The following is a 14,119-nucleotide window of genomic DNA, read 5'->3' on the forward strand; positions in this document are numbered from 1 at the left end:
CTCCCGTCGTCACCTTCCGTCAGGGCGCGACGATGGAAACGGGGCGCCTGTCAGGCGCTCGGAAACCTCCCATAAGCGCGCGGCGGTCTTTGTGTCCTGGCCCTGGGCAGGTATCTTAGCGTCGGCGGGCGCGCCGCGAAATCCCTGGAATCCGTCCGGCCCGTAGTAACCTCCGGGCCGTGCGCCTGGGGCGGTGGCGGCGTACAAGATCGGCAGGGCGCCTTGCGCGGCCGATTGGAAGACAAACGCTCCCAAAAGAAGCCGGAAGACCGCCAGCGGGCTCCGTGCGCCGGCGCCGTTATCGATCAGGTCGGTGCGCGCAAAACCAGGGTGGGCGGCCATACTGGCGAGCCTCCATCCTTCGGCGTCGCTCCGGCGCTGCAGCTCCAATGCGAACAAAAGACACGCCAGCTTCGACTGGCAATAGGCCCGCATGGCGTCGTAGCCGCGCTCGGACTGCAAGTCGTCGAAGTTTATCTGGCCGGTTCGATCCGCGACGCTGCTGAGGCTGATCACCCGTGGGTTTTGCGCGCGCCGCAGCAGCGGCAGGAGCCGCTCGGTCAGCGCGAAGTGTCCGAGATAATTCGTGCCGAACTGAAGCTCAAACCCGTCCGATGTCACCTGACGCCGTGGCGGAGCCATCACCCCGGCGTTGTTGATCAGCATGTCCAGCCGTTCCCGCTCCGCGCTGATCCGAGCGCCGAACGCTTGGATGGAATCCAGACTGGCTAGATCCAGGCTCTCGAAACGGACGCTGGCTCCAGGAACGCTCGCGCGGATCTTGCGCACGGCCGCCGCTCCTTTATCGGCGCTGCGGCCAGCCACAATCACCTCCGCCCCGGCGCCCGCCAGCGCGAGCGCGGCCTCCAAACCCAATCCTCCCGTCCCCGTCACTATGGCGGAGCGCCCCACTTGAGAAGGGATCTCGGATACAGTCCAGCCTGCCATGGTGTTGTCCTTTCACGGAAGATTGCTCAGGAAATCATGTGGTTGATGGTATCGAAGACAGAGTCGAATTGGCCTGTCTCCGCCGCGAAGCGCAGTAACTTAGCTCTCTCCACGCTGATTTCCGTGGCCGACGGCTGCGTGGTCAAAATCTCCATCGTTTCGGCGATAAACTCGTCCAGAGGCATCATCCGGGGATCGCCCGCAGACTCCGCCAGGAGGCCCGTAGCCACGCCGGGCGGGATCAGCTCGATGACCTGCGTCGTTGTGTCGCGCAGCTGGAACCTCAGTGATTGCGTGTAAGAGTGGAGGGCCGCCTTGGCGGCGGAATAGGTGGGAGTTAGCGCTAGGGGGACAAACGCCAGTCCTGAGGAGACATTGATAATCGTCGACTGCGCCTGGCGCTGCAAATGCGGCAGCAGGGCGGCGGTCAGACGCAGCGGCCCCAAAATATTAGTTGCGATCGTTGCTTCCATATCAAGCAAATTATTCTTGGGATTGAGCAGATTTTCCGAGCGCATAATGCCGGCGTTGTTGATCAGGACGTTGAGCGCGGGAAAGTCGCTCACGATCTGGGCGGCGAAGCCGCGGATCGACTCCGGATTTTCAACATCGAGCGCCGCGGACGCCATGCCCGGATTTGCGGCGGTGACTTCGTCCAGGACCTGCTTGCGCCGGCCGGCAATGATGACCGAATTACCGAGCGCATGGAAGGCTTCCGCCAACCCCCGGCCGATCCCTGAGCCGCCGCCCGTGATGAGAATGGTATTGTTTGTGGTATTCATGTTCGAAATACGGTATCCTTTATTTGTTATGCTGACATTTATTGTCACAATGTCATTATTGACAAATTTCGTCAATTTGTCAAGGTGTAAAGTCCATGGATGAAAAAAAAAGAGAAAAAGTGATTCAGGCCGCCCAGCAGGTCTTCTGGCGATACGGCTTCCGCCGCGTTACGATGAACGAACTGGCGGAAGCGGCGCAGATGTCCCGACCGGCTCTGTATTTGGTTTACCCGTCCAAAGAAGAGATCTTTACGGCGGTTGTTGAGCGGATGTTTGAGACGAAGTTTGAGGAAGTGCGCCAGGGCGTCCGTGGCTTGACGACGGTGGAGGAGCAGCTGACGTTCGCCTTTGAAGCCTGGTCCGTCCAGGCGTACGCGATGATTCAGTCGTCGCCGGACGCAAAAGACCTGCTGGAAAGCAGCTATGAGTTTGCCGCCGAGGCGACGGCCCACTGGTACGCCCAGTTTACGGCGCTTGTGGCGAGCATCCTGGAGCCGCTGGCGCCGAGCGGGAGCGGGGGGAGTATGACGGCGGATCAGATCTCGTATGTGATGGTGAACGCGGTTCCCGGCTTCAAGCGGACGGCGGAGAGTGTCGAGCATCTGCGCCGGATGATCGGCGATCTGATCAAGATCGTGCTGGCGAGCCTGCCGGCAAATGCGCTCCCCAGGGGCACGGAAGGATCGGCGAGCTAGCGCGATGAGGGAAGGTGGACGCCGCGACGCCGCAGGAACGGCCGTTCAAAGGCTAAAAAGAAGCCGTAGCAGCAGGCGATAATTATCGGGACGCCCACAAACAGCAGCGCCATTGCGCCGCGCTCGCCGGAGAGGGCGTGATGGAACGGCGTGACGCCGTACCGCCAAAAGAGATTGATGAACGGGATGTGCATCAAATACAGGCTGTATGACATCGCTCCCAGCGCGACGAGCGGTTTGGCGCTCAGCAGGCGCTGGCACAGACCGGGGCGGGACGCGACGATGAGCAGGGGCAGAACAAAGACCGACATGGCGAGATCGCCCCAGGCCTCGTCGATGTTCCAGGGGGTGTGGCTCGCGAACAGCCCGACGACGCACGCAAACCCCAGCGCCGCGAAAATGTCCCAGCGGACGCGCTGGCGAAGATCGGCGTGCTTTGGCGAATAGGCGATTTCGGCGGCCAGCATCCCGATGGCGAACAGGACGACGAACTGCGGGCACGCCGCCGGGAGGGCGGCGCGCGCCGGTAGGTACAGGGCGACGCCGACAATGGTTGCCGCGAGCATCGTGATCCCGGGACCGACCTTGCGCCAGCCGAGCAGCAGGAGGGGGAACGCGAAGTAGATCCACCATTCGACCGCCAGGCTCCAATAGGGTGTGTTGATCGTCGCCCAGTTGTTTGGCGTCAGATGGTGCAGCATTGTCAGGTGCAGCGCGACATCCAGCAGCGAGCCCTGTCCCGTCCGATCCCAGGTCAGGCCGACCGGGCGCATGATCGTCGCGCCCAGCAGTAAAATGATTCCCATCGAGAGATAGTAGGGCGGAATGATACGCCCGATGCGGCGCTTGAGGAAACTGAGAAAGCCGCCCTTGAGATGGCCGTCGTGACGGATCACCGGGAGCATGAGACAGAACCCGGACAGGATGATAAAGAGGGCGACGCCGAAGTGTCCGTAGGCGAGCCAGTAGACGTGCGAACCCCAGCCCGCCGCCGGCCGCTGCGGCAATGGGTAGTTCGTCATGAAGACGTGATCGAACACCACCAGCAGCGCGGCGATGGCGCGCAGGCTGTCCACATAGTCGAGGCGATGGGCCGCCGCTTCGGGCCGCCGTGCGGAGGAGACCTTTGCGGGAGTCGATTCGAGAATCGCCGCCATCTTCGGCGGCGAAAGTACGTCCTCAGTTTTAATAGATCTGTCCTAGTCCTGTGTCCAGCGCTTCGCCCAGTTGTCCGGTAGCGAACGGCTGAACCGCTGGGAAGGCCTTCAGCCGGAAATTGAACGTAAGGGTGCGGCCTGGACGGATGCCCAGTTGCGTGTCCTGGTAGATCAGCGTGCCTTCCCAGTCGTGCCAGCTGCGGGTGAGCGCCAACCCCTGATAGTCGAATGAGTTCTGATATCCATTATAGCCGCCAATCGCGCGCAGGCGCCAGCCGGCGTCCTCGTTCTTATCCCGGAAGAAGGGAAGATCGAGCTGCGCGTTGATCGCGGAAAAGCGATGCTGGCTCGGCGCGTAGCGGGTGTTGACATCCAGCGCCAACCCCTCGGAGCCTCGAACTCGGAAGTAGTTGGTCAGGTCCAGCAGTCGATGGCTGTTCTGATCGTACGAGGCGGACGTGCGTAGCTGGAAGTGACCGTCGGGCTGAATGATCATCTGCACCGACACGCTCTGCCACGGCGCCGCCGGGCCAAACGTCGTCTCCTTGGCGGCGTTGAAGTCGTAGCCGGTGGCGATCATGAGGTGGAACTGCTTGGATTCCTGAAGCGAATAGTTGAAGTTCGCCGTATTGTTATTGCCCGAAAAATCGAATTGAAAGGGCGTGAATCCATAGGGTCGCAGGTAGTTATAGCCGAAACCCGTGGAGGAGTTCCTGCCGATCTTGAGCCGGTAATCTCCGCGCCCCGTAAGCAGATATTCGGCGGTGTTGTCGCCGTAAAATCGCTGGATAAACGAGCCGCCGTAGTTGAGCGTATTGCGGTCGTTGAGCTTGAGCGTGCTGCTGCCGGTGTCCAAGCCAAAGCTAATGCGCTGCGTCGATGTCGACGATGTCGGCTCGTTAAACGATCCCAGCGACAGATCCAATCGCGTGGTCGACGGGAGAAATTTACTCAGACTCGGCAGTCGGGTGGCGTCGGTCGCCAGCCGGAACTCCGGCAGACGCTCCAGACCGCCGAAGAACGTCGATCCGACCTGGCTGTTCTGAAGCTGCGTGAACTTCGAGGTGAGGATCTGGAAGTCGAACTGCTTTTGCTGCTGGGCGTACTCGATATCCGTGTCCAGCTCGCTGCGCTTGTTCGCGGCCACGCCGGTATAGCTGTCGGAATTATTGGACAGCGTGAAAAGCGTGTGCAATTGTTCGCTGTTCGTCGGCCGAAACGTCTGATCGAAGGCGGTGGATGAGTTTATCGAGCTGCCGACGCCGTAATCGCTGGTGTCGATGCTGGTCCGGATGGCCGTGCTCAAGTTGCCGACATCGCGGCTGAGATTGAACTGCGATGAGAGCGAGCGGTTCTGGGAGCCGCCCACCAGGTAGGAGTTTTGCTGGAACTGGGACGTGATGTTCGCCAGCACCGTGCCGAACTGCTGCTGGTGGTTCAGGCTGCCGCTAATGTTGTCCTGTCCGGTGCTCCGGTCCGCGAGGTGGTAGAGGGAAACAAGCCCGGCCCCATGCTTCAGATCGCTGGTTTCCCCGTAGTTCTGATCGAATCCCAGTCCCAGGCCCTTTTTCTGCATCGCATCGATCTTCAGGATGCCCGGAAGCGTGGTGGACAGCGCATACCCGATGGCGAACTTGGCGAAGTAGCCTTCATCCGGAGTTTGGCCCACCACGGGAAAGAGTGTCTGCCGTGACAGCCGACGGTCCAGCGGGACGACAAACCAGGGCAGGGTGATGATTTTGCGTTTCTTACGATACAGCGTGACGTTCTTTCCGACCAATCGCTTGCCGGGGATGACGTAGAGCTGCTTCGCGAGAAAATAGTAGTGCGGCTCTAAAAAGTCGCAAGTCGTGAACCGGCTGCCGCGCGCGTCGATCAGGCCGGGCCGCCCGTTGATCTCGCCGCCATAGACAAGCACCGGCAGGATGACCCCGACTTGCAGCCGCTGCGGGGCGATCGACGTCTCGGCGTTCAGCACCGTATAGGTGTCCTTGCGCAGATTGATGCGCAGGCTGCCGTCCGGACCGGAGCTGACCGTCTCGCCGTTCGGCGCATGCAGCACGGCGTTTTTAGTAAACACCGCCTCGCCGGCGTCGAGGTCCACATCGACCTGATCGCTGTTGAGTGTGTATTGCTTGTACTTGACGCGGACATTCCCCTTGCCGGTCCACTTTCCAGCCGTGGTCTGCTCGAACGAATCGGCGTTTTCCAGAATGACGGATGTGTTGGGGTCGGCGTCTTCATCGCCGACAAATCCCGGAGCGTTCGCGCCCGGCAGCGGTGTTTCCACTCCCGAAGGCGTCCCCGGCGCGGCGTTCGTCGGCGCCGCGCCGGACGGGGCGGGGGGAGCGCCCGGTTTGGCGTCGGTCCCCGGCGCGTTCAGATCCGTGGGCGCCGGGGCAGGGGCGACGGGCGCGGAGGTGTCGGCGGGAGGCGTCACGACCGGCGTATTGACGGGAGCGGGAGTCGTGGGCGGGGCGACGAGATCGGAAGGCGTCGCGCGCGGCGCCGTGTCGATGTCCGCCCCGTAAGCGCCGCCGGCGAGGGAGCACAGAGCGGCGCCGAGGAGGCATGAGTTTCTTCGGAAGGAGGAGCGGGTTCTGGAGGGCAATGCATGCTCCCAAAAGGCGGGGTTAAGCGTGAATGGCGATTTCCGGGTCGGGCGTGTCGCCGTTGTCGCGCCACTCGGCGGCGGCCGCGAAGGCGGCGGCGAGGGCGACGTACACGGAGAAGATCGCCCGTCCGCTCAGCTTCTTCTCGATGCCGGGCGTCAGCCGCTTGGGCACAACCACATAATCGATAAAGTAAGCAAAGGCGCTCGCGGCCACGCCGGTCGCGGTGTTGCCGCGCGTTTTCGTCATCGAGAGGGCGGCTTCATGCAAAACGGCCCAGCTGATCATGGCCGTGGTGTTGACGGCGAGGCCGATGGAGGTGGCGCGCGGCGAATACTCATCCGGCTGCGAGATCTCATCGCCATCGACAACGTGGGTAATGGAGTTGACGGCGGACCAGGGGGATCCCGTTTCGCGCTGGCTGGCGACCATTACCGAGGCGACCGACGCGGCGGTCAAAAGAACGCTCGTCTTGAGCGTGTTGAGGAGGAAGCGTTTCCAAGTCATGGGGAGAGTGTACCTCACAAAACGCCGGATGTGTTCCGTCTCGGCGCGCCTAGCGGGACGCCCGCGCCGGCCTCAGGCGCGCCCGATCGATTGAGCCGCAATTCTCTGGAACGCCGATGGAGTAATCCCTTGTTCCAGGCGCCTCCGTATGATCTGGGCGCATTCATGAGGGCTCATGATGGAAGTGTCTACTTCAAGATCGTATACGCCGGGGATATGGACCTCCCGCTGCCAGCGCAGCACCGGCGGCGGAATCGGCGCGCCGTCCGTATGATCCGCGTTCCATCCCGTTTCTTTGCGCCGCTGCATGATCGCTTCGATGGGGCAGCGAACGCCCACGAACAAGACCGGCAGTCCCTCCAAACGCCGCGCGCCGTCCGTCAATATCCCTCGGGGAGTTGCGTAGGCGTCATGATGTCCGACATCGACCGCCACGTTCAGGCCCAGGCGGCTGTGCGCGGCAATCGATTCGTACAAGGCTCGATACAGCACTGCAACCAGAGGTTCGAGATCGGGGCGCTCTCCTCCGGGGCGCAGACCGATGCCGGGCTGATACCGCGCTGGAGTCGCCTGCATCATCCGATCGACTCCCAGGTTGATCCACACGCCGTCAAACGTTTCCTGGATCGCCGTGACGATGCTCGATTTGCCCGAGCGCGGCGTCCCGTTCAAAATGACAATCTGGCCCGGCGTCTTGTTTGGATCCATGGTGCTATTCTCGCTTTGGATGGGGACTTCGCATGAATACTCAATCCCCTTACTGAGCCGCGTGGGAAGGCGTTCCCGAAGGACGCGATCCGTAAAGCGCGCCTCAGGGCTGCTGTGGTATAATATCGCGCGATGACTGACACGGCCGAACATGTGCTGGACGCGCTGCGGGATGCGACGCGCGGGACGGATTACGAGGGCCGCCTTTATCTTGTCGGCGGCTTCGTCCGCGATAAAGTCATGGGGCTGTCCTCGGACAAGGACGATATCGATCTCGTCCTCGAAGGCGACGCCCTGGCGCTCGCCCATTTTCTTCACGAACGCGGCGTCGCGCAGCATTTCCCCGTTGTCTACCCACGCTTTGGCACCGCGATGGTGGTGGTGCTGGGCCGCGACGTGGAGCTAGTCACGGCGCGCGTGGAATCCTACGCCGCCGACAGTCGCAAACCCGACAGCGTGAAGCCCGGCACGATCACCGAGGACGCGCTGCGCCGGGACTTCACGATCAACACGCTTTTGGAGCGGCTGCATACGGGCGAGGTGATCGATCCGACGGCCAAGGCCTTCGACGACCTGCGCGATCGTATCATCCGCACGCCCGCCGAACCGCGTCTGACCTTCACCGATGATCCCCTGCGCATGATGCGCGCGGTGCGCTTCGCCGCGCGCTTTGGCTACGCCGTCGAGTCGGCGACCTGGGCGGCCGTTCTGGAAGCCGCGCCGCGCCTGGCCATCATCTCGCGTGAGCGCATTCGCGATGAGTTCTGCAAAACGCTAATGACGTCGCGCCCGACTCTGGGCATGGAGCTGTTTCGAACCAGCGGGCTGCTGGCCGAGTTCGCGCCCGAACTTCTGGAGATGGTCGGGGTAACGCAAAACGAATTCCATGCGTATCCTGTCTGGGAGCATACGATGCACGCCCTCGGCCGCCTGCCGCTGGAGGCTTCCTTGATCCTGCGCCTCTCCGTTTTGTTTCACGATATCGGCAAGCCGCGCACGCGCACCGAAGACGAGGGCGCCCGGATCCATTTCTACGGCCATCAAGATGTCGGAGCGCAGATGGCGCGCGAACTGATGGGGCGTCTCAAGTTTTCCAACGACGAGATCTCGGCCGTCACGCGTCTTGTCGGCGAGCACATGCGTATCGGCGAATACAAGGCTGACTGGACTGACTCCGCCGTGCGGCGCCTGATCCGTGACCTTGGCCCGAATCTCGGCGACCTGTTCGCGATCCACCGCGCCGACGTCTCCGCGCTGTCCGACGACCACCAGGACATGTCCCGCGCCGTCAGTCTGCGCGAACGGATCGCCGAAATCGAGAGCCGCGAGGACATCAGCCGCCTCACCTCGCCGCTGGACGGCCGCGCGATTATGAAGCTGTTCGCCCGCCCGCCCGGCCCGTGGCTTGGCGAGATCAAAGACTACCTGACCAACGAAGTGATTGAGGGGCGTCTCGCCCCAGACGATACCTCCCGCGCCGCCGATCTGGCGCGAGAAAAATACGGAGAAACAACCAAGCCGTCATGATACATCTGATCAACTGGGTGACTCACCTGATCGCCACTCTCGGTTACCCTGGGGTTGTGCTCCTGATGGCGCTCGAAAGCGCCTGTATTCCCATTCCCAGCGAAGCGATTATGCCCTTCGCCGGCTCGCTGATCGTCACCGACCCCGCGCGCCATTTCAACATCCACGTGCTCGCCTTCGTGGGCGCCTTCGGCAACCTGCTCGGCTCGATTGTCGCCTACTGGGTCGGCGCCATCGGCGGCCGCCCGTTTCTGGAGAAATACGGCAAATACGTCCTGATCAGCCATCACGACATGGACCTCGCCGACCGCTTCTTCCAGCGCTACGGCGAATGGACAGCCCTCTTCAGCCGTCTGCTGCCCATCGTCCGCACCTTCATCTCCCTGCCCGCCGGCATCGCCCGCATGAACTTCCCCAAGTTCTGCCTATTCACCTTCATCGGCGCGCTTCCCTTCTGCTACCTGCTGACCTACGCTGGCATCAAACTCGGCGAGCACTGGCATCAGGTTCATACCTGGCTGCAAAAGGCCGACATTTTCATCGGCGTGATTATCGTCGCGCTATTCGGCCTGTGGCTGTGGCGGCACTTGAAGCCATCTCCAAAGCCATCTACAAATTAAACACAACAAAAAACAGATGGAATTTAGCCATCTGTTTTTTTGTTGCGACCGGATCATACTTGCTTTGTATTTCGTATGAATGTGGTAAACTAGCATTGTAATATTGGAATTCGTTTCACTAATATTACACCTATACAGTGCCGTAGCTTTGAACTTCATGAAGCCTACCCGATAGTAAACGGAGACCTATATTTATGACTGGTTCACTCAAAAAAGCAGTAACAGCTTCGCTTGTTACCGCTTTGGCTCTTGTATTCGGCGCCACGCAGCAAAGCTTTGCCGCTCCTTATACTGGAGCGCCTATTTCTCTTCCAGGTGTTATTCAAGCCGAAAACTACGACACCGGTGGAGAAGGTGTCGCTTATCATGATACGACTCCTGGAAACGTTGATACGGGCGACGGCACGCGGATAACCGAAGGGGTCGATAATTGGCTCTGGCAAAATCATACCTGGATGGTTGGCTGGACGCAACCCGGGGAATGGCTCAACTATACCGTAAATGTTTTAAAGACAGGTCCGTATAGATTTCACACATACGCTAGCTCCGCCGGAAATAACGCTGGCGGCGTGTTTTCAATTTTAGTGGATGGCAGCTCTGTCACTGGTAATTTACAAGTTCCTAACACTACCATTGAGACAAATCCGGTTGACATCGTAAGCCCAACCGTGAACCTTACTGTCGGGCAACATGTCGTCCGATTATACATTAATGCCACTGGCCCAAATCCGAATTCTTGTGGCAACTTTGATCAGATCACAGTAACGGCGGAAAGCACTCCTTATGGTGGTACTGCATTTGGTCTGCCGGGAATCATTCAGGCTGAGAACTATGATAATGGTGGGGAAGGCTTTGCGTATCACGATACGACTCCTGGAAACATCGACACAGGTGATGGCACGCGGATAACCGAAGGGGTCGATAATTGGCTCTGGCAAAATCATACCTGGATGGTCGGCTGGACCCAGCCGGGTGAATGGCTCAATTACACTGTATATGTGCAAGCTACTGATAGCTATAAATTTCATGTATTAGCGAGTTCGGCGGGAAACGTAGTAGGCGGTACATTTCATATTGAGGTTGATGGGGTGAATGCAACCGGCACGCTTCACGTTCCACAGACAACCGGGGAAACGTTTCCTGTGGATGTGCCAAGCCCATCAGTATTTATGACAATAGGGCAGCATATATTGCGATTGGTGATCGACAGTACTGGTCCTAACACAAATTCTGCTGGGAACTTCGATTATATCTTCGTTTCAAACGATTCACAAAAGCCATTTCTTACCGCTACAGCCGGAAACGCGAAAGTAGATCTGTCGTGGACGCCAATATTTGGGGCGACTGGATACGTATTATATAGGAAGGTTGGCTCCGCAGGTAGCTTATCTCCATATCTGTCATTGCCAGTGACAACAAACTTTACAGATGTCGATGGTGCGGTGTTTCAATATCGTAACTATACATATGCGATTGCGGCTATGTTTGGAACAAGTGCAGCACCACAATCAGCAACCGTAACTGCAACACCCGTTCCATCGTTTGATTGGAGAGAGACGATACTAGATCTTGGGAATGGTACTACAACCGTTCCGCCTGATATTACTATATGCCCAGGAGGACCCGCTACGACTTCTATCAATTCATCAACATGGACGCTTGTATCGAGTCTGACGCCAACGAGCGGCCGTGGAACGATAGGCCCTTTTAGTGGCGAATATTGGGAGCTGACTGCTACTGCCAATGTCTTTCATGGTCGGATGGCCGTCAGAAGTGGCGCTGGTTGTCAAATTGCCGTAGTTGGTCATGATAATCGGTATGGTCCTGTGCAAACTTATTTGCCAGATCCCATATCTCCCATACCGCATGGTGGGTATCCAATCATTACGTCAGCTATGACGTCATTTCTTTACGAAGAGAACTGCCTTTACAGTCCAGGATCGTTTCCAGGATGGACGGCGTCGTTTTCTATCGGATTAGGAGGAGGCGTTGAGGACAACCAATACACACAGTATCTTATTTATGCAAAATCGATATCCACTCCCGGTGTTCCTACAAGCTCGATTCTGGATACTTACGCGATAGATGGAATAGGCTCGTGGAGGCATGTGCCAGTGAATGGTGTGTCAACCTGGAACGACTAATAGATATTGGAACAAACAGGCGTACGCCTTGCGTATTGGAAGTATACGCAGGGCGAAGCAAATAAGCTTGTAATAAACTCGTATTGATACCGGGAAAAATTATATGAACTCCGGGTCAAAATGGTGTATAGTATAAGAACAAAGCATCGTCTCCAGCGTCGCCAACGCGCGGCGCTCAAGGGCCAACGCGGACAATGAACGTCTGTTACTGTATAACTGCATATACCTTCACAATGTGTCCGAGGTTAGTCTGACGGATGGATTAGGAGAACAGTAAGGACGAGCGCTGGAACTCGCCCCCTTTACTTGACGAAGTCGTAAGTTGCGAAAGAAGACGCAGCCTCGGTGGTTACGCGGAGAAATCCGCGCCCGCCGAGGCTGCGTCTTTTTTTACCCGGACATATTGTCTCTCACTCGCTGGCGAAGTTCGATCGAACGTCATTGACGGAGTAGTTTCCTTGAAAGGGGAAAGAATGAGCAATTGGGATATTCTGAAACAAGCAGAGGAACAGCGCTTACAGGCCGACAAGCTTCATTGGGAAGGAACATTTACGGATTATCTGGACGTTCTGGCGAAGAATCCGAAAATCGCGGACCTTTCGCACGCGCGTCTGTACGATATGGTGATTGCCGCCGGCGTGGACGATCCCGGCGACGGATTGCCGAAGAATTATAAGTTTTTTGAGGACGAGCTGTTCGGAATGGAAAAGACCATCCAGCATCTCGTCGAGGAGTACCTCGCTCCGGCCGCGCGCCGCCTCGACATCCGCAAGCGCATTTTGATGCTGGTCGGCCCCGTCGGCGGCGGCAAATCCACGCTGGTGACGCTCATCAAGCGCGGTCTGGAGAAGTACTCCCGCACGGACGAGGGCGCGATCTACGCCATCAAAGGCTCGCCCATGCATGAGGAGCCGCTGCACCTGATCCCCGAGGAGCTGCGGCCCGCCTTCAAAGAGCAGTTCGGCGTGCATATTGAAGGCGATCTCGATCCCGTGGACGCTTATCGCCTGAAGCATGAGTGGGGCGGAAAGATCGACGATGTGCCGATCGAGCGCATCACCCTGTCGGAACGCGAGCGGCGCGGTATTGGGACGTTTAAACCCGCCGACCCCAAATCCCAGGACGTCGCCGAGCTGACGGGCTCCGTCAATATCCAGGCGCTGACCGAATACGGTCTCGAATCCGATCCACGCGCGTATAACTTTGACGGCGAACTCAATATCGCGAACCGAGGCGTGATGGAGTTCATCGAAATGCTGAAGGCCGAGAAGCGCTTTCTGTATGAGCTGAACACCGTCGCCGGCGAGCAGACGATCAAGGCCAGCCGCTTCGCACTCATCTACGCCGATCTTGTCGTCATTGCCCATACGAACGAGTATGAATACAACTCGTACTTTGGAAACAAAGAAAACGAAGCGATGATCGACCGCATCTTCGTGGTGCGCGTCCCCTACAATCTGCGTCTGACGGAAGAGATCAAGATCTACGAAAAGCTAATCGGCCAATCGCAGCTCTCCGACGCCCGCACCAATCTCAAAGCCATTCATATCGCGCCGCATACCCTGCGCACGGCGTCGATGTTCGCCATTTTGACTCGTTTGAAGCCCTCCAAAAAATCGGGGCTTTCACTGATGACCAAGCTGAAGCTGTACGACGGCGAGAAGCAGGTCGGCGACTGGGATCAGAAGCATATCCGCGAACTGCAGGATGAGTTCATGGACGAAGGCATGAGCGGCGTCAGCGCCCGCTTTGTCATCAACCGGATCTCGGCGGCGCTGGTCAAGGGCGGCAAAGGGTACGTGACGCCGATCGACGTTCTGCGCGGCCTGCGCGACGGTCTTCAGGAGTACACCACCAGCGAAGAAGAGCATCGGCGGCTGCTTGGCTTTATCGACGAGACCCGCAAAGACTACGATGAGCTGGCGAAGAAGGAAGTCCAGCGCGCTTTTGTCTACAGCTATGAAGAAAGCGCCAAGACGCTGCTGGAGAACTACCTGGACAACGTGGACGCCTTCTGCAACCGCACCAAGGTGAAGGACCCGATCACGAGTGACGATGTCGATCCGGATGAGCGCCTGATGCGCAGCATCGAGGAGCAGATCGGCGTGAGCGAGAACGCCAAGCGCGAGTTCCGCGAGGGCATCATGCGCTCGGTGGCGTCCGTGTCGCGTCGCGGCGGCTCGTTTGGCGTCGGCAGCGACGAGCGGCTGAAGGAAGCGCTGGAGAAGAAACTCTTCAGCGATTTGAAGGACGTGGTGAAGATCACGACTTCGTCCAAGACGCCCGACCAGGAGCAGCTGCGCCGAATCAACGATGTCGTCGATCGTCTGGTAAAGGATCAGGGATACACCGAAGAGTCGGCTAACGAACTGCTGAAGTATGTCGGCACGCTGCTGAACCGTTAGCCGCGTGATTGCGA

11 protein-coding genes are annotated in these 14,119 nt (G+C 58.8%); 5 read left to right on the plus strand and 6 right to left on the minus strand.

The window, feature by feature from the left end:
* Positions 1–9 precede the first annotated feature (9 nt).
* Complete coding sequence (locus D5261_RS20395; RefSeq protein ID WP_119324512.1) at positions 10–948, minus strand: SDR family oxidoreductase; 939 nt, start codon at positions 946–948, stop codon at positions 10–12.
* Positions 949–974: 26 nt separating this feature from the next.
* Positions 975–1,730, minus strand: a complete 756-nt coding sequence (locus tag D5261_RS20400; protein ID WP_119324511.1) for an SDR family oxidoreductase — start codon at positions 1,728–1,730, stop codon at positions 975–977.
* Between the two features lie 95 nt (positions 1,731–1,825).
* Between D5261_RS20400 and D5261_RS20405 the strand changes: the two genes are divergently transcribed.
* Positions 1,826–2,425 carry a TetR/AcrR family transcriptional regulator gene (locus tag D5261_RS20405; protein ID WP_119324510.1) on the plus strand — a complete coding sequence of 200 codons (600 nt, stop codon included), beginning with the start codon at positions 1,826–1,828 and terminating at the stop codon, positions 2,423–2,425.
* Here D5261_RS20405 and D5261_RS20410 read toward each other — a convergent pair.
* The 4 genes from D5261_RS20410 to D5261_RS20425 all read right to left on the minus strand — a co-directional run bounded on the left by D5261_RS20410 (position 2,422) and on the right by D5261_RS20425 (position 7,409).
* Entirely contained in the window at positions 2,422–3,582 is a 1,161-nt protein-coding gene (locus tag D5261_RS20410) for an acyltransferase family protein (protein WP_119324509.1), read from the minus strand. The genes D5261_RS20405 and D5261_RS20410 overlap by 4 nt on opposite strands.
* Positions 3,583–3,610: 28 nt before the next feature.
* Complete coding sequence (locus D5261_RS20415) at positions 3,611–6,193, minus strand: LPS-assembly protein LptD (protein WP_119324508.1); 2,583 nt, start codon at positions 6,191–6,193, stop codon at positions 3,611–3,613.
* A gap of 22 nt (positions 6,194–6,215) precedes the next feature.
* Entirely contained in the window at positions 6,216–6,701 is a 486-nt protein-coding gene (locus tag D5261_RS20420; RefSeq protein ID WP_119324507.1) for a hypothetical protein, read from the minus strand.
* 72 nt (positions 6,702–6,773) lie between these two features.
* A complete protein-coding gene (locus tag D5261_RS20425) occupies positions 6,774–7,409 on the minus strand; it encodes a chloramphenicol phosphotransferase CPT family protein (RefSeq protein WP_119324506.1) in 636 nt (211 codons plus the stop codon).
* A 132-nt stretch (positions 7,410–7,541) separates the two neighbouring features.
* Between D5261_RS20425 and D5261_RS20430 the strand changes: the two genes are divergently transcribed.
* The 4 genes from D5261_RS20430 to D5261_RS20445 all read left to right on the plus strand — a co-directional run bounded on the left by D5261_RS20430 (position 7,542) and on the right by D5261_RS20445 (position 14,105).
* Positions 7,542–8,936 (plus strand): CCA tRNA nucleotidyltransferase, encoded by a 1,395-nt coding sequence (locus D5261_RS20430; RefSeq protein WP_119324505.1) that lies wholly within the window; start codon positions 7,542–7,544, stop codon positions 8,934–8,936.
* Positions 8,933–9,556, plus strand: coding sequence for a DedA family protein (locus D5261_RS20435; RefSeq protein WP_119324504.1), 624 nt, complete (start codon positions 8,933–8,935; stop codon positions 9,554–9,556). Before D5261_RS20430 ends, D5261_RS20435 begins: the two co-directional genes overlap by 4 nt.
* Positions 9,557–9,750: 194 nt before the next feature.
* On the plus strand, positions 9,751–11,700 hold the full coding sequence (locus D5261_RS20440; RefSeq protein WP_119324503.1) for a carbohydrate-binding protein: 1,950 nt from the start codon (positions 9,751–9,753) through the stop codon (positions 11,698–11,700).
* Between the two features lie 473 nt (positions 11,701–12,173).
* Positions 12,174–14,105, plus strand: a complete 1,932-nt coding sequence (locus D5261_RS20445) for a PrkA family serine protein kinase (protein ID WP_119324502.1) — start codon at positions 12,174–12,176, stop codon at positions 14,103–14,105.
* Positions 14,106–14,119: the final 14 nt, after the last annotated feature.

Origin of the sequence: Capsulimonas corticalis, from assembly GCF_003574315.2 — a bacterium.
Classification (GTDB): Bacteria; Armatimonadota; Armatimonadia; order Armatimonadales; family Capsulimonadaceae; genus Capsulimonas; species Capsulimonas corticalis.

Excerpts from the sequence above, each read along its gene's own strand:
- D5261_RS20395 (WP_119324512.1), bottom strand. The coding sequence starts at position 948 with ATGGCAGGCTGGACTGTATCCGAGATCCCTTCTCAAGTGGGGCGCTCC.
- D5261_RS20400 (WP_119324511.1), bottom strand. The coding sequence starts at position 1,730 with ATGAATACCACAAACAATACCATTCTCATCACGGGCGGCGGCTCAGGG.
- D5261_RS20405 (WP_119324510.1), top strand. The coding sequence starts at position 1,826 with ATGGATGAAAAAAAAAGAGAAAAAGTGATTCAGGCCGCCCAGCAGGTC.
- D5261_RS20410 (WP_119324509.1), bottom strand. The coding sequence starts at position 3,582 with ATGGCGGCGATTCTCGAATCGACTCCCGCAAAGGTCTCCTCCGCACGG.
- D5261_RS20420 (WP_119324507.1), bottom strand. The coding sequence starts at position 6,701 with ATGACTTGGAAACGCTTCCTCCTCAACACGCTCAAGACGAGCGTTCTT.
- D5261_RS20425 (WP_119324506.1), bottom strand. The coding sequence starts at position 7,409 with ATGGATCCAAACAAGACGCCGGGCCAGATTGTCATTTTGAACGGGACG.
- D5261_RS20430 (WP_119324505.1), top strand. The coding sequence starts at position 7,542 with ATGACTGACACGGCCGAACATGTGCTGGACGCGCTGCGGGATGCGACG.
- D5261_RS20435 (WP_119324504.1), top strand. The coding sequence starts at position 8,933 with ATGATACATCTGATCAACTGGGTGACTCACCTGATCGCCACTCTCGGT.
- D5261_RS20440 (WP_119324503.1), top strand. The coding sequence starts at position 9,751 with ATGACTGGTTCACTCAAAAAAGCAGTAACAGCTTCGCTTGTTACCGCT.
- D5261_RS20445 (WP_119324502.1), top strand. The coding sequence starts at position 12,174 with ATGAGCAATTGGGATATTCTGAAACAAGCAGAGGAACAGCGCTTACAG.